Origin of the sequence: Bizionia gelidisalsuginis, from assembly GCF_008086185.1 — a bacterium.
Taxonomy (GTDB): domain Bacteria; phylum Bacteroidota; class Bacteroidia; order Flavobacteriales; family Flavobacteriaceae; genus Bizionia; species Bizionia saleffrena.
Window position 1 is genome coordinate 82782 of sequence record NZ_VSKN01000001.1, and the last position, 20322, is coordinate 103103.

The following is a 20322-nucleotide window of genomic DNA, read 5'->3' on the forward strand; positions in this document are numbered from 1 at the left end:
ACCAAATATAAGAAAAAATACTATGCACGCATAATAAATTGTAGTTTTTTTTAAGGTACAAAAAATGCCTCGAGTTCGAGGCATTTTAACTTTTATGATCTGTAAATTTTTTCTATAAGGTCTTTGTAAATTTCCTTAATTACTTTACGTTTCATTTTCATTGTTGGAGTAAGGTGTCCATCCTCAATTGTCCAAGAGTCTGGAGTGATTTCAAATTTTTTAATTTGTTCCCAATGGCCGAAACATTTGTTAACTTCATCTATTTCTTCCTGAATTCGCTCCCTAAGTTTTGGATTAGAGGTTAACTCTTCTTTTGTTTTTAAGGCATATTTATGTCTTTTAGCCCATTCTTCGACAAACTCATAATTAATCTGGATAAGAGCTGCTGGCATTTTTTCACCTTCGCCAATAACCATTATTTGTTCGATAAAGCGGGATTGTTTAAACTTGTTTTCTAATAGAGCAGGAGCTACATATTTTCCACCAGAGGTTTTAAACATTTCTTTTTTTCTATCGGTTATTTTCAAGAATCCATCACTGTCTATTTCTCCAATATCACCTGTATAGAAATAACCATCTTTAATAACTTCGGCTGTTTTTTCTGGGTCTTTAAAATAGCCTTTCATAACATTTGGACCTTTTACCAGGATTTCACCGTCTTTGGCTATTTTTACTTCTACATTGTCTATGGTTTTTCCAACGGTTCCAACTCTAAAACCACCATCTCTCATATCATTTACAGAAATAACTGGAGATGTTTCGGTTAGTCCGTAACCTTCCATAATAGGTAATTCGGCAGCAGCAAAAACACGGGTAAGTCTTGGTTGTAGAGCAGCACTACCAGAAACCATTAAATCTAATTTTCCTCCTAAACCTTCTTTCCATTTACTAAATATAAGTTTTCTTGCTACTTTTAACTGGGTTTCATACCACCAACCGTTAGCGCCGTATGGTTCGTATTTTAATCCTAAATTTACAGCCCAAAAGAAAAGTGCCTTTTTAACGCCTGTAAGTTCGGCGCCTTTCGCAACAATTTTATCAAAGACTTTTTCGTATAAACGAGGCACCGCAGTCATAACATGAGGTTGAACTTCTTTTAGATTGTCGCTCATTTTTTCAATGGATTCGGCAAAATAAATTTCTACACCGCAATATTGGTATAAATAAAGAATCATTCGTTCAAAAACGTGGCAAACAGGAAGGAAACTTAAAGCTTTTGATTTTCCGTAATCAAAAGGGACACGTTTCTCACTATTTAATACATCCGACACAATATTTTGGTGCGACAGCATAACACCTTTAGGCTTTCCGGTGGTTCCAGACGTATAAATTAGGGTGGCTAAGTCGTCTGTTTTTATTGCTATTTTTCTGGCTTCAACCTCATTTTGGTTACTCGTGTCTGCACCTAATTCTAAAACGTCATTCCAACTTTTTTCATTAGCAACATCATCAAAGGTATATATGGCTTTAAGCTTTGTATTAGCTTTAATTAAATTTATTTTTTCTATAATACTAATATCTGAAACAAAACAATAAGTAGCTTCAGAGTGGTTTAAAATATAATCGTAATCTTCTTTCGAAATTGTAGGATAAATAGGTACGTTCTGGGCTCCAGTTTGCAAAATACCAATATCCATAATATTCCATTCCGTTCTATTGTTGGTTGAAATAACTGCAATTTTATCATTCGGTTGTACGCCTAAGCGCAGTAAGCCTCGACTAATAGTATTGGCTTTATCAATATATTCTTTAGTTGAAGTTTTAATCCATTTACCATTGTATTTAGTAACTAAAGCAGCATCCAAATTGTATTTTTCCAACTGGTAGTAGGGAAAATCGAAAAGTCTCGTGATTTCTTGCATAGGGTTATGTTATATTGTAGAGTTGCAAATTAAGAAAAGGAATGGTTATTTTAAAATTAGATTGATAAAAACATTTCACACTGGATTTTTTACGCTAAACCCGTTTAATCGCTTTTGTTATAAAGAGTTAAGCCGTGATTTTACTTTCGCATTTGCGTTTATTTGATTGATTAAATCTACAAATCTACTTTTAAATTAAATAAAATGGCATTTTAAAGCTGAAAAGTGTTTCGGCATTATCAAATTCGCGACATAATTTAAAAATACGTTGTAAATTACTACAATTATCTCTTTTACGTTGGAAAATTATAACTAAGTTTTCCTTTTTATCTCATTATCGAAAGATTGCTATTTAATTCTGTGTTTGACACAATGAAGATAGCTATTTTTTTTATTAGCATCAATTGTTAAAGTCTTCTTTAATTGCTGTGTTCAGGGGTAGATATAACGTAGTTTTGTTAGGAGTTTTTTTATCGAATACTTTCTAGGCTTGTTCTAAATAACTCAAATTAGATTACATTTTAAATGGTTAAAAAACGAGTAAAACAAGTCACCTTTATTTTAATATTACTTATACATTTCTCTTTTTTAGGCTGGGTCCTTTTCGAGAAACAGAGTAATGGTTATGTAATACTCTGCTTTTTTATTATTACTCTATTACTCGTTGTGACTTATGTAAAAAAGCCGGTGCGCCCACAACACCATAATCTAGATGAATTAAGCGCCATAATTTATGTGTTTATTGGCGCCATTTCTACGTATTTTTTACATACCTCTTTAAGCTTAAGTACTGTTCTTTCGGCTAGTATTGTTGGATTAACGGTTAGTTTTTTACCGAGCATTCTTAAAAATGATACCGTTGTAAAATCGATACCAGCGTCAATATATTGTGGTACTTTTGTTGGAATGACCAGCACTACGTTGGCTGCGGGTTATTTGTTTATTGTACTAGCGAGTGGCATAACAGGTCTTTTATTGGTGAGCGCTAATGGTGTTTTTCATAATATAGGCGGCAAGTTGGGGACCCTAGCTTTTGGTGGGGTTCTTGTCGTTTTTTTAATAACCTTTTTATTATCGTAATGAATTTAGAACTCTTATTATTAGTTGGATTGGGAGCTTTCTCTGCTATTGTGACCTTTATTTTACACACTAAATATAAGCAAAACACTGTTAGAGCCTCTGCTTTGGTCGGACTGTTTTCGAGCTTAGTGGTACTTATTTTTCCTGATGCTCTTTCAGCCTATCATATTAAAAATATTCCATTAGTCGCTTTTGGAGCGTCATTTATAGGTATGGTGTCGTCTTCTGTTCTGTCCAATTACTTTTTATTAGCGTGCTCTGGAAGTGTTTTTACCTTTGTGTTTTTAAAAGCCAATTCTGTATTTAGTGGCTTTGGTGGAGGTTTAGGAGTTGCTGCGTGTATTTCATTATTAGTTGTTTTAGCGCTACCCGTAATTTTTAAAAAAGCAATAAGATCCATTGTGTGGTTACACGTAAGAAAAAGCGTTACAAAATTTAAGGATTAGTTTACTTCAACATAAATTATGCAAAAAAAAAGAGCTATTTAGAATAGCTCTTTTCATCAATAGATTGATAACAAAACGTTACGTGTATATAAATTTATTTAATTATAAGTATTAAATGAATCCCTTAACTTTCATTCAATTTAAATAAACTTCACATAAGTTTGTCCAAAAATATGTAGAATTATACAGTTATTATTGTAAAAAATCGTAAATGTGAAAATATTTTAACGTTTAATATATTTCTTAAGAAATTCGTTATCTTTTTTAAAGAAATTTTTAGGTGTATCGTTCATAAATAGTTTGAAATCCTTATAAAAGTGAGCCTCGTCGTAATAGTTGTATTTAAAAATTAAAGTTTTTAAATTAATATCTTGGTTTTCGTACTTTTGCATAAGATTTAAAAAACGCGTTAATTTAATAAAGCGACCTGGCGTAAGACCTACCATTTTTTTAAATTTAGACTCTAACGTTTTTTGAGAAATCGCCATATCCTTGATTAACTGTTTAACGCTAATAAGTCCTTTTTTCTTAATAATTACATTGACGGCTTGATCGATTTCCTTAATATTAACATCTTTAGATTTAACTAAAATTTTGAGTGCTTTTTCGTACGCCAATAACGCTTCTCTTCCGTTACTTTCTGAATCTAAAACAGTAGCAACCGCATCATACAGCGGTCGTGAGACACTCTTTAAGGAGAGGTGTTTATGGCTTAATTTGGAAATATCTTTATTTAATAGTTTATAAAGTGTGGTAGGATGCAACACGATACCAACACCTTCGTAGGCTTCGTTTGCCTCTATATTATAAGATCTAAAAAACTGTCCGGTTAAAACAAAGCCCTCAAGATTATAATCGTTTTCTGCAGTTTTAGCTTCAAGTTTTCCTTTCTGTCCAAACGAAATGGTTGGCTTCGCTATGGGTAATATAGTAGACTGGAAAGGAATTACTGAATTTGAAAAAGTAAGTTCAAAATACTCGTGTATTAATGCCGATTTATTTGCGGAATGATAAGTTTCGTAAGTCATTATTGGTTGGTAATTTAGAGTAACAGCGAATAACAAAAATACCATTTATTTTGTGGGGAAATTATTTAAGTAATAAAAATCTTACTTTTATGTGCGATTAACGGAATTTACCCTTTCTCTTATTGACTTCATCTCAAATTAAGGCAAAAAAAAAGGAAGCTTAATTAAGCTTCCTTTTCCTATTAAATGATATGTATTTTATTTCTGGTCCTCAATCCAAAGTCTAGCATTTACAAATGCTTCTAACCAAGGTGAAACTTCGTCTGTTCTGTTTTCTGGATAATTGGCCCAGTTCCATTGAAAGGTAGAGCGCTCTATGTGCGGCATCGTAACTAAATGTCTACCTGTTGTGTCGCAGAGCATTGCTGTATTATAATCAGATCCGTTAGGGTTGCTAGGGTAGTTGTCGTAACCATATTTTGCCACCACATTATAGTGATTTTCTTCTTTTGGTAAGTTGAATTTTCCTTCACCGTGAGAAATCCAAACCCCTAAAGTAGCACCTTCTAAAGTGGATAACATTACAGAATTGTTCTTCTGAATATTTACAGAAGTAAAAGCGCTTTCGTGTTTTTTAGAGTCGTTATGAATCATTTTACCGTGCACATCGTGTTCTGGATTAATAAGATCAAGTTCCATAAATAATTGACAACCATTACAAATACCAACCGATAGGGTGTCTTCTCTTTTAAAGAAATCTGTAATAACTTCGTTTGCTTTTTCGTTGTATTTAATAGCTCCAGCCCATCCTTTTGCCGATCCTAAAACATCACTGTTCGAGAAACCACCAACAGCTCCAAGAAATTGAATATCTTTTAAATCTTCGCGACCAGAAATTAAATCAGTCATATGTACATCTTTAACATCAAAACCTGCTAAGTACATTGCATTAGCCATTTCGCGTTCACTATTACTTCCTTTTTCTCTAAGAATAGCGGCTTTTGGTTTCTGCTTAGCGTGTTCTGTTTTTGGTAATTTACCAGTAAATTGTTTTGGGAAATTATATTTAAGTGGTTGCGTAGCATAGTTTTTGTAACGCGCTTCAGCTAACCCATTGGCGGTTTGCTTTTGATCTAATAAAAAGGACGTTTTATACCATACATCTCGTAATCTTGATACCGTTAACGTATGTACTTCATCTGTATTGATAATACTTAACACATCGCTATTTGTTGGTTTTCCAATGTTGAAAAACTCAATATTTGCATCTGCTAATACTTTTTCTATTGATTTGTCTTTCGCTTGAAATACAATTCCACAATTTTCAGAGAATAATAATTTTACCGAATCTTTTTCGGCTACGGCAGTTAAATCTAATTCGGCGCCTAAATTCACTTCAGCAAAACATAATTCTAATAACGTTGTAATTAATCCGCCCGAAGCCACGTCGTGCCCAGCGATTATTTTTCCGTCCTTAATTAATTGCTGTATTGTATTAAACGTCGTTTTAAATTGAGATGCATTCTTAATGGTCGGTGTTTCTTTTCCTACTTTATTTAGAATTTGTGCAAAAGCACTTCCTCCTAATTTAAAAGCATCTTCCGACAAATTAATATAATAGATATCACCTCCGTTTACCTTTAAAACAGGCTCAACAACTTTAGAAATATCGTTACAGTTTCCAGCAGCAGAGATAATAACAGTACCGGGAGAAATCACTTCCTCACTAGGGTATTTCTGCTTCATAGATAAAGAATCTTTTCCTGTTGGAACATTAATCCCTAAGTCTATAGCAAATTCTGAAACAGCTTCTACTGCTTCGTATAATCTTGCATCTTCACCTTCGTTTTTACAAGGCCACATCCAGTTTGCCGATAAGGAAACCGACTGTAAACCGTCTTTTAACGGTGCCCAAATTATATTGGTAAGCGACTCTGCAATGGCATTTCTACTTCCTGCTTTAGGACTAATTAATCCTGAAATAGGAGAGTGCCCAATAGCGGTTGCAATACATTCTTTACCTTTAAAATCTAACGCCATTACACCACAGTTGTTAAGTGGTAATTGTAAGGTTCCAGCACATTGTTGTTTGGCAACTTTACCTCCAACAGATCGGTCTACTTTATTAGTTAACCAATCTTTACAAGCTACGGACTCTAGCTGCAATACTTGATCGATATAATGTAATATCTCGTCTGGATTGTAGGTTACCTCTTCGTAATTTCTATTTACAGTAACGTCGTTCATTATTGTTTTTGGTGAACTTCCAAACATATCCTCAAGCGCTAAATCCATAGGCTTTTCGCCAGTAGTTTTAGACTCAAATGTAAATCTATTATCAAGTGTTACATCGCCAACAGTATACATTGGGGAGCGTTCCCGTGCGGCAATACGGCTTAGTGTATCTAAATGTTTTTCAGCAATAACTAATCCCATTCTTTCTTGAGACTCGTTACCAATAATTTCTTTAGCCGATAATGTTGGATCGCCAACGGGAAGTTTATCTAAATCGATTTTTCCTCCGGTATCTTCAACCAATTCCGACAAACAGTTTAAATGTCCTCCAGCGCCGTGATCGTGAATAGAGACTATAAAATTTTCTTCGCTTTCTACCATTCCTCGTACAGCATTGGCAGCACGTTTTTGCATTTCAGGGTTAGAACGTTGTACTGCATTTAGCTCAATTCCTGAAGCAAATTCTCCAGTATCGGCACTAGAAACTGCAGCGCCACCCATTCCTATTCTATAGTTTTCACCACCAAGAATTACAATTTTATCACCTTCTTTTGGTGTGTCTTTTAAAGCTTGATCTGCTTTGGCATAGCCAATTCCACCAGCTTGCATAATCACTTTATCGAAACCTAATTTTCTAGCGTCTTCTTCGTGCTCGAAAGTGAGTACAGAACCGCAAATTAATGGTTGTCCGAACTTGTTTCCAAAATCCGACGCTCCATTACTGGCTTTAATTAATATGTCCATTGGCGTTTGGTATAACCAATCGCGTTCTTTCATTTGTTGTTCCCAAGGTCTAGTGTCTTCTAATCGTGAATAAGATGTCATATAAACCGCTGTTCCGGCTAATGGTAACGATCCTTTTCCTCCTGCTAAACGGTCTCTGATTTCTCCGCCAGATCCTGTTGCAGCACCGTTAAAAGGTTCTACAGTTGTAGGAAAGTTGTGCGTTTCTGCTTTTATAGAAATTACAGATTCGTACTCTGTAGTGGCGTAAAAATCTGGCTTATCGGCAGTTTTTGGCGCAAATTGTTCGACTACAGGGCCTTTTACAAACGCTACGTTATCCTTGTAAGCAGAGACAATAGTGTTGGGGTGTTTTTTAGACGTTTCTTTTATTAATTTAAAAAGAGAGGTTTCTTTTTCTTCGCCATCGATAATAAAAGTACCATTAAATATTTTATGTCTACAGTGTTCTGAATTGACTTGGCTAAAACCAAAGACTTCAGAATCGGTTAATAGACGACCAATTTTTGCAGAAACGCCTTCAAGGTATTGTACTTCTTCGTCGTTTAGCGCTAAGCCTTCTTTTTCATTATAAGCTGAAATATCGTCGATGTTTAAAATCGCTTCAGGCGTACTATTTATGGTGAAGGACTCTTGGTTTAAGCCTTTATAGAGCTCAGAAATCATAGGGTCGAACTCTAAAAAACCTTCAGTTGAAGCTAAAAATTCTTCAATTCTAATTATTCCAGAAATTCCCATATTCTGAGTGATTTCTACTGCGTTTGTACTCCAAGGTGTTATCATCGCTACTCTTGGTCCAACAAAAAAAGCATCTAAAGATGCGTGGTCAATTTTTGGTTGGTTCCCAAATAACCACGTTAATTTTAAAATGGTCTCAGTCGATAATTCTTTTGCTGTTTGTACTGCAAATACTTTGCTGTTTACGTTTCCAAAGAAATGAATCATTGTATGTTAAATTGTGTTGTTGTTTGTAAAATGCAAATTTAGCTTTTTTAATGATATAGTATATTAAAAAATCACGCATTATTTTATAGGTTATTCACGTGGTTATTAACCATAAAAAGCGACACAAAAATCGCTATTTAATTAATGTAGTACTAGAGGTGTTATCAATTAAATTAAATACACTCCTTGTTAGAGGTTATAAACAGCCTAAAAGAGTGAAATGTAGGGATTTAGTAATAATGGTTAGCGCATATCCTATGCGTAGAATTTGGGTGCACCCTTATTTTGAGAGTTGTTTTAGAAGGCGAATTGATTTGTGTAGAGTAACGTGTTCAAGTTAAATGGTTTCTCTAAACATAATCGTTACCAGTAGTGTTTAAAATAATTACAGCCATAATGGTGCCATCGAAATTACAACAACAAAGTGTAGTTGTTTTTGCCCTAGCCCTGTAAGATATTCTGGCTTTTAATTAACCATTAATGATAGATTTACCTTAAAAATGGATAGTAGGTTAATGTTGTATCGTCATTATTAACTGTTCTCTAACTTAAAGAACTTTAGCGGAAATTAATGTTGCAAATTTAGAGTTTCTTACGTCTAAAATGATTGGTTTTCTATTAAAATATTTATCAGCTAATGATAATTGTACGCTCTATGCTAGGGTGTAAACTAGTACTGTACCTTATTTTATTCCATTGTATAAAAGTAGGTGTCTAGAGACGACTTAAGATACTTATAAACCCATAACCGTTATTTATTGCAATAAAACAAGTGGATAAAATGTCTTTTGTGGTACCAATACTCCCTTGTAAATGCATTTTTAGAGTAAAGCTTATTCCTGCGGTAAAGTCGTAACTACCAGCAGGAATTTTGAGCTATTGAATAACGTTAATCACTAAAGAGATAAAAACTAGTTAAAGTGTTTCATCGGTATTAATAATACCATTATTTTCTTTCTAATAGGGCCATATAAAACCCATCAAATCCAGATTTGTGCGACAATACTTTTTTGTCTTTTATAAAAGTAAATTCTTTATTCGATTCTAAAAAAGTTTTTACTTGGTTTTCGTTTTCCGAAGGTAAAATAGAACACGTGGCGTACACTAATTTCCCCCCTGGTTTTACCATTCTAGAATATTGTTCTAAAATTTCTTGTTGTGTTACTTTTATTTTTTCAATGAATTCTGGTCTTAATTTCCATTTGGCATCGGGGTTACGTCTTAATACCCCAAGTCCAGAACATGGAGCATCAATTAAAACACGGTCTGCTTTATCGTGCAATTTTTTAATAGGCTTTGTAGAGTCTATTACACGAAATTCTATATTATGAGCTCCAGCACGTTTTGCACGACGCTTTAATTCTTTAAGCTTGTTTTCGTAAATATCCATTGCAATTATTTGGCCTTTATTTTCCATAAGTGCTGCCATATGCAATGTTTTTCCTCCCGCTCCTGCGCAAGTGTCTACCACTTTCATTCCTGGTTTAACCTCTAAAAATTCGGCAACTAATTGCGAAGAAGCATCTTGAACTTCGAACCATCCATTTTGAAACGCGTTGGTAGTAAATACATTGGAGCGTTCTTTTAATTTTAAAGCATCAGGGTATCCTTCAATAGATTCCGTTTCTACATCTAAATCAAAAAGTTCGGTTTGTAATTTTTCTTTTGTCGTTTTAAGTGTGTTAGTTCTTAAAATAACATCGGCTTGTTCATTTAAGGCTGTTGCTTCTTTATTCCATACGGCTTCACCAAGTTCGCTAACAATAAGCTCGTCCATCCAATCGGGAATAGATTCTTTTATCTTTCTAACTTTAGAAAGCTCGTCGAAACGTCCTTTTATTTTACGTAAAGGTGTCCCTTCAAAGTATTTCCAGTCTGGCAATTTAATACCTCTTAACGTCGCCCACACTGCGAACATTCTCCAAACATCGTCGCGACTAAATGGTTCTTTTACATCTGCAATTTCTGCGTACAAGCGTTTCCATCTTACAATGTCGTAAGTCGTTTCAGCAACGAAACCTCTATCGCGACTTCCCCAACGTTTATCTCTTTTTAATAATTGTTGTACAACTTTATCGGCGTACATACCCTCGTTAAAGATTAGTAATAAACCATCAACCGTTGCAAAACATAAATTTCTATGTAATCTCATTTTTGTGTATTCGTTGTCAATCTTCTATAATTAGAAGCGTATTTTTCTGTAAAATTGATTTGAATTAAAGCGGTTAACGCTTCAAATTCAGCCTGCAAAGTTACATTAAAAGCTTCGAATAGACGACTATTTTTTAATTATCTGTATTATATTATCTTCACCAAAAATATAAAAATGAAGACTAAATTACTAGTATTACTAACAATTGTATTATGTTACGGTTGTAAGAAAGATTATAAAAATGAAGCCTCTGGCGTAAGCGAAAGACCTTCGGAAATAGTTAAAAAATCATTTTCTGAAGTTGAAATTGCTGTGTTACTTAACGATTCGATATTAAATATCAGGGCTTTAGAATTGCTTAAAAATGATGCTGGTTGTTATTTCTTAACTTCGGAAGGCCTAGCAGGACAAATAAAAACGCCCGATTTAAATAACGTGTTCTTAGATGAAATTACGTATCCAATTACAGTAGACGCTGATAAAAAGGGCTTAAATTTTAGAGCGTTGGCGGTGACTACAAACGCTAATTTTGGAGTTACAGTGGGGAGTCCAGCGTATGTATATAAAATAGACGATTCCGGTGCATCATTAGTGTATCAAGAAAGCCATAAAAACGCATTTTACGATGCTATGGCTTTCTGGAATGACAACGAAGGTATTGCCATTGGAGACCCTACCGATTCGTGCATGAGCATTATTGTGACCCGTGATGGTGGGGAGACGTGGACTAAAATAGAATGTGGCAATTTACCAAGGGCTAAAGACGGTGAAGCAGCTTTTGCAGCAAGTAATACCAATATTAAAATTATAGGCGATAACACGTGGGTAGCGACAGGAGGGAAGTCTAGTCGCGTGTTGTTTTCTTCGGATAAAGGGCAAACGTGGAGTGTCTTTGAAACACCAATTGTACAAGGCTTACAAACCACCGGAATGTATTCAATAGATTTTTACAACGATAAAATAGGGTATGCCATTGGTGGTGATTATACAAAACCTGATGGCAATGCGGTAAACAAAATTAAAACCAACGATGGCGGCAAAACGTGGCAAGTAGCTGCAAAGAATAAAGCGCCGGGCTACAGAAGTTGCGTACAATATGTGCCAAATAGCAACGGTGAAGGTTTAGTTGCTGTTGGTTTTAATGGTATTGATTACTCTAATGATAGTGGTGAAAATTGGATGCATTTAACGAACGAAGGGTTTTACACCATAAGGTTTGTTAATGATAGTATTGCATATGCAGCTGGAGATAAACGCATAGCAAAACTTAATTTTAGATAATAGTTAGAAAGGCAAATAAAAAAGCAGCCATTGGCTGCTTTTTTATTTTTTAACTTCCTTTTTATGGCGCTCTTTAAACTCATCGATCATTTTTTTTCGGAAAGAGCGATTCGCTTGAATGACTTTAATAATTTTTTTAGCGGACAAAACACTTTCTAATTTGGCATAATACTCTTTTTGATTGGAGTAATAATCGTCCTCAATTTTAAGAAGGGTATTTAAATATTTCTTTGCGGCAATCTCAGAGATGCCTTCTAAGTTTTCTTTTTTACGCTCTTTAGACGCTTCGTGAAGCGTATTACGTTGTGCTTCGTAAGTATTATATAGCGGCCAAAAGGCTTGTGCTTCTTGTTGCGTAAAACTTACTTGCTCTGTAATATGTGCAACTTTTAGTGTTTTTAATTTATCTCTATCTATTTTGCCATCGTGGTGTTGTGCAGAAACGTGATGAGTAAAAAGGACGAGCAGTGCTGTTATGAGTAGGTATTTCATTTTAGTCTAAAATTAATTCATCAAAATCTTCATTATCTAATAAAGAGTCTATGGTATCTATATTCAAATCGTAATCTATAAATTGAGATTCGGTTAATTCTGAGTTAGAAAAAAGGTGCGATAATTCGCTGCTATTGGCTTCTTCTAATAAATAACTATCTAAAGTGGCTGTGCTTAGAGCGTTGAAATTTAAGTCTTTTTTAAATAGGTTCAAGCTGAAAAACACCAATAAAGCTGCGGCAATACTTCCAAAAGATAGTATTACTTTTTTATACAGAGGTAATACTTTTGTTTCCTTTTTTAGAGTAGGTGAAATAACCTTAAACGTTTCAAAATAATGGTCTGGAGTTTTAAAACCAGATTGTGGCACCTCTTTTTTTAAGCGTGCAGTAGTTTGTATATTGATTTCGAACGCTTCAAAGTAATTTTGAGGCGTTTTAAATCCGGTATTTTTTATAGTATGTAATCCTTTGTTTTTCATTCTATTACTAAGACTGATAAAAAGTCAAAAAGTTTAATGAGCTATTAAATACGCTTCAATTTTTTTTGATGCTAAATGGTAAGAGGCCTTTAAAGCACCTTCGCTCGTCTCTAATATTTCAGACAATTCCTTATATTTTAAATCTTGAAAATATTTCATATTAAAAACCAACTGCTGTTTTTCGGGTAATGTGGCAATAGCTTGTTGCAATTTTAATTGAATCTCGCTGCCTTCAAAATATACATCCGATTGTAAATTATTTAGGGCTAATTCCTGAGCTTCTTCATTAGAAATATGTAAACGTTTCGCGTTTTTGTTAATTAATGTTATCGATTCGTTAGTTGCAATACGGTACAGCCACGAATATAACTTGCTGTCTCCATTAAATCCATTAATGTTTTTATACACTTTAATAAACGTGTTTTGTAAGACATCGTCGGCATCATCATGAGATTTTACAATATTACGTATATGCCAATACAAACGCTCTTTGTAAAGCGTAACTAACTCTTTAAAAGCGGCGTCTCTATTGCTGTTAGACTGTAATTGTAATAAAAGCTTTTTTTCTTGTGTCACAAACACTATTTTGCTTTAGACTTTACTTTTGTGTAAAAGTTTAAATATTATTTAATTATTTCCCGTGTAAAATTCAGTTTCTTTTAAAATTGTGTAAATACTGAACTATACATTTTAGTTGATATAAAAACAGAAATGATTTTTTATTACAAACGATCTCGGTAAAAGTTTCAATGCGTTTGCTTTTTAATCTTATTCAAAACTCTGCATTTCTACAAGACGTTTATAAATACCATTTTTAGCAATCAATGTGTCGTGTGTTCCTTGTTCTGCAATTTCTCCTTTTTGCATCACAATAATTTCGTCTGCATTTTGAATTGTCGATAAACGGTGGGCAATTACAATTGATGTTCTGTTTTTCATCATATTGTCTAAAGCCACTTGCACTAAACGCTCACTCTCTGTGTCTAACGCCGAAGTTGCTTCGTCTAGAACCATAATAGGGGAGTTTTTAAGTACGGCTCTCGCAATACTTAAACGTTGTTTCTGTCCGCCAGAGAAATTATTACCAGCATCGCCTACATTAGTTTCAATGCCTAAAGGTAAGTCTTTAACAAATTCCCAAGCATTTGCTATTTTTAAGGCATCAATAACTTCTTTATCGGTAGCGTGTTCTTTGCCAATAAGTATGTTGTTTTTAATGGAATCATTAAACAAAATAGAATCTTGAGTGACTAAGCCCATTAGATCGCGTAACGAATGAATGTCTAAATCTTTAATATCTATATCATCAATTAAAATACTGCCTTCATTTACATCGTAAAAACGCGTTAATAGATTGGCAATCGTACTTTTTCCACTTCCCGATTGGCCAACCAAAGCAACGGTTTTTCCTTTAGGAACAGTTAAGCTGAAATTTTTGAGTACGTTGTCGTTGTCATATCTAAACGTGATATTATTAACGTGTATTCCTTTTGTAAAATCGGTTTTATTGATAGCATTAGGCTTTGCTGCAATGGCATCTTCCTGTTCTAATATTTCAAAAACACGCTCGGCTGCTGCTAAACCGTTTTTTACAGAATACGACGCTTTAGAGATGGCTTTTGCAGGGGTTAAAATATTATAAGCTAATAATAAATACACCAAGAACAGTTCTCCTTCTAAGGTTTTATCCACAAGAACCAAATTACCACCATACCACAATAACGTCGCAATAGTAACAATACCCATAAACTCACTCATTGGTGAGGCTAAGTTATTTTTATTACCAATACTATTCGATAATTTTAACAAGCGATCTACCGAGCTATTAAATTTAGTTCTAAAATTGGATTCGGCGTTATAACTCTTTACAACTTTAAGGCCGGTTAAACTTTCTTCGACTATAGAGATTAATCGACCCGATTCTTGTTGCGCTCGTGTAGATTTAGATTTTAGATTTTTACCAATTCTAGAGATTATAAAACCAGAGATTGGAATAAAAATAAACACGAAGAGTGTAAGTTCTACACTAATACTTAGCATTGCATAAATGGCGAATAAAATGGTTAAAGGTTCGCGAACAATAAGCTCTAAAATAACGAAAAATGAACTTTGTACCTGCCCGATATCGCCCAACATTCTAGCCATTATATCCCCTTTACTACGTTTAGAATAAAACGGAATTGGTAAACTGATGATTTTATCGAACATTGTTTTACGTAAATCGCTTAAGACACCATTTTTTAGATGCATCATATGTAACGATGCTAAGTAATTAAACAGATTTTTTAATAAAAACGTAGTGATTACTAAGCCAACGGCCAACAGTAAAGAGTAGTGTGGGCCGTAGTTCTCGTTTAGATTTGAAATATGATAGAAAAACGATTCTTTGGCGTAATCTGCAATGTTCCAGAGGTCTGTGTATTCTGGTTTTGTTAGTATTTCGGGTGTAGCGTCAGTTTTTTTTTGAAACAACACTTCTAACAACGGAAACATCGTAATTAATGATAAGGTGCTAAAAAAAGCGTAAAGCACATTAAATATAACATTCCAAACAATATTAGTTTTATACGGTTTAGTATATGGAATTATTTTTTTTAGATTTAAATCCATTTAGTTTAATTGCATATCTTTTATGATAGCCTCAATTTTGGTTTCTAATTCAGTTTCTTTATCTTGAAAATCTATTGCGGCTTCTAAAACCGTATTTACACTGATGTAAAATTTAATTTTGGGTTCGGTGCCACTTGGTCGAAGTGCAATTTTACTGCCATCTTCGGTATAATATATTAAGACGTTAGATTTAGGGATGTCTAACGCTTCTATTGTATTAGTTGCAGTATGTATTGCAGTTGATGATTGATAATCTTCAATTTTAATCACTTTTGAACCATTCACGGTTTGCAACGGATTTTCGCGTGCAGTAATCATCATTTGTTTAATGTCTTGAGCGCCTTCAATTCCTTTTTTGGTCATTGAAACTAAACGTTCTTTAAATAACCCGTAATCCACATATAAATCGATTAATTTCTTATATACCGAGCTGCCTTCCGCTTTAGCTTGAGCAGCCATTTCGCAAATTAATAGCGTAGCAGTAACGGCGTCTTTATCGCGTACAAAATCGCCAACCATAAACCCAAAACTTTCTTCTCCACCACCAATAAAATCTAGCTCTGGGAAGTCTTTAATCATTTTAGCAATCCATTTAAAGCCCGTTAAACCTACTTTTAATTCCACATTATAAGCATCGGCAATATTTTGCATCATTGGTGTAGAAACGATGGTGCTGGCAATAAACTCTTTACCTTTAATTCTGTTACTCTTTTTCCATTGTTCGGTTAAAAACGCGGTCATTAACACCATAGTTTGGTTGCCGTTAAGTAATACCAATTTGTTATCAAGGTTTCTTACGGCAACACCTAAACGGTCGCAATCGGGGTCTGTACCAATAACGATATCTCCGTTGGTTTTTTCTGCTAATTCTAAAGCCATTTTTAAAGCTTCAGGTTCTTCGGGGTTTGGTGATTTAACGGTAGGGAAATCGCCATTTGGAACACGTTGTTCTTCAACAACAGTAACGTTTTTATAGCCTGCACGTTTTAAGGTTTTGGGAACTACTGTTATAGAAGTACCGTGCAGCGAGGTGAAAACAATATTTAAATGGTCTTTGTCGGGCTGAGGCGTGTTGAAACTACCATTTTTAACCGAGGCATTTATAAAAGCATCGTCAATAGCTTCACCTATATATGTTATTAGTTTTTCGTTTGGTTCAAATTTAATTTCGGCGTAATCAAGTGCGTTAATTCGCGCAATTATTTCAGCGTCTTCTGGCGGTACTAACTGTCCGCCATCTTGCCAATAGACTTTGTAGCCGTTATATTCTGGTGGGTTGTGTGATGCGGTTAAAACAATACCACAATGACAATTTAAATGTTTTAAAGTAAAAGATAGTTCTGGAGTAGGGCGTAAGTCTTCAAATAAAAAGACCTCTATATTATTGGCCGAAAACACATTGGCAACCACTTTAGCAAGTGCTTTACTATTGTGTCTACAGTCGAAAGCAATTGCTGCTTTTAATTGTTCTCCAGGAAATACGGTATGCATATAATCGCTTAGTCCTTGGGTGTTTTTTCCTAAAGTATATTTATTAATACGATTGGTGCCAATGCCCATAACACCTCTCATTCCACCAGTTCCAAACTCTAAATTTTTATAAAAACTTTCTGTTAATGTTTGTGAGTCTTCAGCAATAAGATGTGTAATATAATCTTGGGTGTCTTTATCGAAAGTGGGCGTTAACCACGTGTTTACTTTTTTTAAGACTTCAGGCTCTATGTGTATCATATTATAATAGTAAGGCGTATTGAGATAAACTAAATATGTGTTTTTTGTGCTAAAATAAGCATAATAACACGGTTAGTAAAGGAGGTTTAAAAATTAAGCTCTTTTTTAACGAGGTAGCGTTTTTTATCGGGTCTGTTTCGTAGAATGATCTCACCTAAAAAGCCTGCAATAAAAAATTGAGAACCAATTACCATAGTGATTAAGGAGATGTAAAATTGAGGTTTTTGGGTGATTAATCTACCGTAAGGGTGCAAAAATAATTTATCGATACCTAAATAAACGGCAAAACTTAAACCAATAGCAAACATAATAACCCCTAAAGCGCCAAACAAATGCATAGGGCGTTTACCAAAGCGCGTAATAAACCAAATAGTGATTAAATCGAGGAATCCGTTTATAAAACGCTCCATTCCAAATTTCGTTTCCCCGTATTTCCTGGCTTGGTGTTGTACGACTTTTTCTCCAATATTTATGAAGCCTGCATTTTTTGCCAATACAGGAATGTAGCGGTGCATTTCACCATTAACATCAATATGTTTTACCACGCTGTTGCGGTACGCTTTTAAGCCGCAATTAAAATCGTTAAGTGTAACACCCGATGTTTTTCTCGCTGCCCAATTAAATAATTTAGAAGGTAAGTTTTTAGTCAGTTTATTATCGTAGCGTTTCTTTTTCCAGCCGGAGACCAAATCGAATTTATCGTTTACAATCATATTGTAAAGCCCAGGTATTTCTTCTGGATTGTCTTGTAAGTCGGCATCCATTGTAATAACAACGCTGCCTTGTGCTTTTTCAAATCCGGCATGCAGGGCTTGAGATTTCCCAAAGTTCTTTAGAAATCGAATTCCTTTAACGTTATTATCTTCCTTAGAAAGTGTTTCAATACGTTTCCAAGAGCCATCGGTGCTACCGTCATCTATAAAAATGATTTCATACGAAAAATGATTGGACTGCATAACTTTAGCGATCCAATCATATAATTCTTTTAAAGATTCTTTTTCGTTAAGTAGTGGTATGACTACTGATATATCCATGCTGTGCATTTGAAATTTAATGCTTCAAATATAAGGTTATTATGCGTTTTTAACTATTAAACCAGTTATTAACGATACAACAAGTCCGAAAAATATAGAGCCTATCAAACTAATCGTACTAATGAAACCCGGAGAAGTAAAAATATTCATCAACGACAAGGCTTGTTCTTCTGCGTCTGCAGTCATCTCTGTACCAGATTTATAGATATCTTCTAAGGCGTTTTCTCTAATGGTTGTAATAAATTCAGGATTAATAAATGAATAATGAATATATGTAAAAAGAGCAATTAAAAGGCCCCCAATTGCAGCCGTAGCTAATCCCGCTTTCATTGATTGACTTAAAGTAATAGCATTTCCATTTTCCTTTTTGTAGGCAATTACAGAATACGCTATAATCCCTACTGTACCCAACACATTAACGATGGTTAAGATTATATTGCTATCCGTTTCCATAATATATAAAGAAACGATCATAGCGATACCCAGAAGCGCATAATAGACTCCGTAGGTATATGCAATTGATTTAAATGATTGTTGTGGAGATTCCATATTTTTCGTAGTTTTGTAGTTAATTATAGTTGATTAGTAATCAAAGATAAGCAAACGTTACAGAAAAAGATTAAATATTTTTAAAGAAAAGGTTGGTAATAAGTAAAATTTACTTAAATTTGCACCTCGAAATTAGAATACAATTAAAGCATTTAGCGATGAAAAAAGATATACATCCAGAAAATTATAGATTAGTAGCATTTAAAGACATGTCTAATGAAGACATATTTTTAACTAAGTCTACGGCTAACACGAACGAAAAAATTGAGTTCGAAGGTTCAGAATACCCATTAATAAAAATGGAGATTTCTAGAACATCTCACCCGTTTTACACAGGTAAGTCTAAATTAATTGATACCGCAGGTCGTATTGATAAATTCAAAAACAAATACGCGAAATTTAAAAAATAATTTTAGCAGTTTTACCATATTAAAAGCCTTTCATTTACTGAAAGGCTTTTTTGTTGTGCGTAATATATTTACTTTTGGAATACATAACCAACTCAACACCCAATGAACTATATTCTTTTTGACGGCCCAGCAAGAAATCAATTACTGCCTTTTACTTATACGCGTCCGGTGGCCGATATTAGAGTTGGTATTTTGACGATTAGAGAAAAATGGGAGCTGCATCTAGCAACTACCACCACCACAATTACCGAAGAATTTTTATCTGACAAATACCCAATGGTGGAGCTGCCAGAAAATGTACTCATTAATTCTTCATATTGTCCTACGCCTCAATTAGTAGAATTGGTTAAAGGACTAAAAGAAAATCAAGCCATTTTTAAAGACGAAGATGTTATTGCTTTTTTTACCAAAGAGTCGCAAGAGGATATCAATTTAGAAACTTTTGAAGCTATAGAGTTTACAGATAACTGCCTGAAGATAGAGTATACTTGGGACATTTTTTCTAAAAATGCCGAAGCCATTGCTTTAGATTTTGCGTTTTTAACACAGAACAGACAGTCGGAACCTATTCCGGCATCAAACAATGTCATTGCGCCAGAAAACGTATTTATAGAGGAGGGAGCTAAACTAGAATTCACCACTTTAAACGCCAGTTCGGGGCCTATTTACATCGGTAAAAATGCTGAAATTATGGAAGGCTCTGTTGTACGAGGTCCGTTAGCTTTATGTGATAATGCGACTTTAAAATTAGCATCAAAAATTTATGGCGCGACGACGGTTGGTCCGTTTTGCAAAGTAGGAGGAGAGGTTAATAACTCTGTTTTAATGGGCTATTCTAGTAAAGGACACGATGGTTTTTTAGGAAATTCGGTATTAGGTGAATGGTGTAATATTGGCGCAGATTCTAATACTTCTAATTTAAAAAACAATTATGCAGAAGTAAAACTTTGGGATTACGACACCGAGAAATTTGCTAAAACAGGACTACTGTTTTGCGGTTTAATGATGGGCGATCATAGTAAATGCGGAATCAATACGATGTTTAACACCGGTACTGTAATTGGTGTGAATGTTAATATCTTCGGAAGTGGCTTTCCTAGAAACTTTGTACCGAGTTACAGTTGGGGCGGTAGTGCAGGATTTACCACTTATAAAACCGATAAGGCCTTTGAAGTAGCCAAAGTAGTAATGTCTAGACGCACTATGGAATTCTCCCAAAAAGATAAAGCGATATTAGAATTCGTATTTGAAGAGACTAAGAAATTTAGAAGACAATAGTTTTAAGAGTTAAATAATTGCCTG

At 34.3% G+C, this 20322-nt stretch carries 16 protein-coding genes; 5 read left to right on the top strand and 11 right to left on the bottom strand.

Annotation, left to right across the window (positions count from 1 at the left end):
* Window positions 1-92 precede the first annotated feature (92 nt).
* The gene (locus ES677_RS00415; protein WP_148380108.1) at window positions 93-1862 is read right to left on the bottom strand and encodes an AMP-dependent synthetase/ligase; all 1770 of its coding nucleotides are present in this window, start codon (window positions 1860-1862) and stop codon (window positions 93-95) included.
* 525 nt (window positions 1863-2387) lie between these two features.
* Here ES677_RS00415 and ES677_RS00420 point away from each other — a divergent pair.
* The gene (locus ES677_RS00420; protein ID WP_148368732.1) at window positions 2388-2942 is read left to right on the top strand and encodes a hypothetical protein; all 555 of its coding nucleotides are present in this window, start codon (window positions 2388-2390) and stop codon (window positions 2940-2942) included.
* Window positions 2942-3388, top strand: coding sequence for a hypothetical protein (locus ES677_RS00425; RefSeq protein WP_148380109.1), 447 nt, complete (start codon window positions 2942-2944; stop codon window positions 3386-3388). Before ES677_RS00420 ends, ES677_RS00425 begins: the two co-directional genes overlap by 1 nt.
* Window positions 3389-3612: 224 nt before the next feature.
* On the opposite strand, the gene ES677_RS00430 is transcribed toward ES677_RS00425, so the two are convergent.
* The 3 genes from ES677_RS00430 to ES677_RS00440 form a co-directional block, all read right to left on the bottom strand.
* Window positions 3613-4416: a helix-turn-helix domain-containing protein gene (locus ES677_RS00430; RefSeq protein ID WP_170234420.1), complete on the bottom strand. Its 804-nt coding sequence runs from the start codon at window positions 4414-4416 to the stop codon at window positions 3613-3615.
* 198 nt (window positions 4417-4614) lie between these two features.
* Window positions 4615-8280: a phosphoribosylformylglycinamidine synthase gene (gene purL / locus ES677_RS00435; protein ID WP_148380110.1), complete on the bottom strand. Its 3666-nt coding sequence runs from the start codon at window positions 8278-8280 to the stop codon at window positions 4615-4617.
* Between the two features lie 946 nt (window positions 8281-9226).
* Window positions 9227-10432, bottom strand: a complete 1206-nt coding sequence (locus tag ES677_RS00440; protein WP_148368728.1) for an RsmB/NOP family class I SAM-dependent RNA methyltransferase — start codon at window positions 10430-10432, stop codon at window positions 9227-9229.
* A 174-nt stretch (window positions 10433-10606) separates the two neighbouring features.
* On the opposite strand from ES677_RS00440, the gene ES677_RS00445 reads away from it, so the two are divergent.
* The gene (locus ES677_RS00445; RefSeq protein WP_148380111.1) at window positions 10607-11713 is read left to right on the top strand and encodes a WD40/YVTN/BNR-like repeat-containing protein; all 1107 of its coding nucleotides are present in this window, start codon (window positions 10607-10609) and stop codon (window positions 11711-11713) included.
* 42 nt (window positions 11714-11755) lie between these two features.
* On the opposite strand, the gene ES677_RS00450 is transcribed toward ES677_RS00445, so the two are convergent.
* The 7 genes from ES677_RS00450 to ES677_RS00480 form a co-directional block, all read right to left on the bottom strand.
* On the bottom strand, window positions 11756-12205 hold the full coding sequence (locus ES677_RS00450; protein ID WP_148368726.1) for a hypothetical protein: 450 nt from the start codon (window positions 12203-12205) through the stop codon (window positions 11756-11758).
* A 1-nt stretch (window position 12206) separates the two neighbouring features.
* Window positions 12207-12686: a hypothetical protein gene (locus ES677_RS00455; RefSeq protein ID WP_148368725.1), complete on the bottom strand. Its 480-nt coding sequence runs from the start codon at window positions 12684-12686 to the stop codon at window positions 12207-12209.
* A gap of 33 nt (window positions 12687-12719) precedes the next feature.
* The gene (locus tag ES677_RS00460; protein WP_148368724.1) at window positions 12720-13262 is read right to left on the bottom strand and encodes an RNA polymerase sigma factor; all 543 of its coding nucleotides are present in this window, start codon (window positions 13260-13262) and stop codon (window positions 12720-12722) included.
* Between the two features lie 192 nt (window positions 13263-13454).
* Window positions 13455-15296 (bottom strand): ABC transporter ATP-binding protein, encoded by a 1842-nt coding sequence (locus ES677_RS00465; protein ID WP_148368723.1) that lies wholly within the window; start codon window positions 15294-15296, stop codon window positions 13455-13457.
* Window positions 15297-17027, bottom strand: coding sequence for a phospho-sugar mutase (locus ES677_RS00470; RefSeq protein WP_148380112.1), 1731 nt, complete (start codon window positions 17025-17027; stop codon window positions 15297-15299).
* Window positions 17028-17113: 86 nt separating this feature from the next.
* The gene (locus ES677_RS00475) at window positions 17114-18061 is read right to left on the bottom strand and encodes a glycosyltransferase family 2 protein (protein WP_148368721.1); all 948 of its coding nucleotides are present in this window, start codon (window positions 18059-18061) and stop codon (window positions 17114-17116) included.
* Window positions 18062-18100: 39 nt separating this feature from the next.
* On the bottom strand, window positions 18101-18610 hold the full coding sequence (locus tag ES677_RS00480) for a DUF4199 domain-containing protein (protein WP_148368720.1): 510 nt from the start codon (window positions 18608-18610) through the stop codon (window positions 18101-18103).
* A 158-nt stretch (window positions 18611-18768) separates the two neighbouring features.
* Between ES677_RS00480 and ES677_RS00485 the strand changes: the two genes are divergently transcribed.
* Window positions 18769-19020: a type B 50S ribosomal protein L31 gene (locus ES677_RS00485; RefSeq protein WP_148368719.1), complete on the top strand. Its 252-nt coding sequence runs from the start codon at window positions 18769-18771 to the stop codon at window positions 19018-19020.
* A gap of 102 nt (window positions 19021-19122) precedes the next feature.
* Entirely contained in the window at window positions 19123-20298 is a 1176-nt protein-coding gene (locus ES677_RS00490; protein WP_148368718.1) for a GlmU family protein, read from the top strand.
* The last annotated feature ends 24 nt before the right edge of the window (window positions 20299-20322 follow it).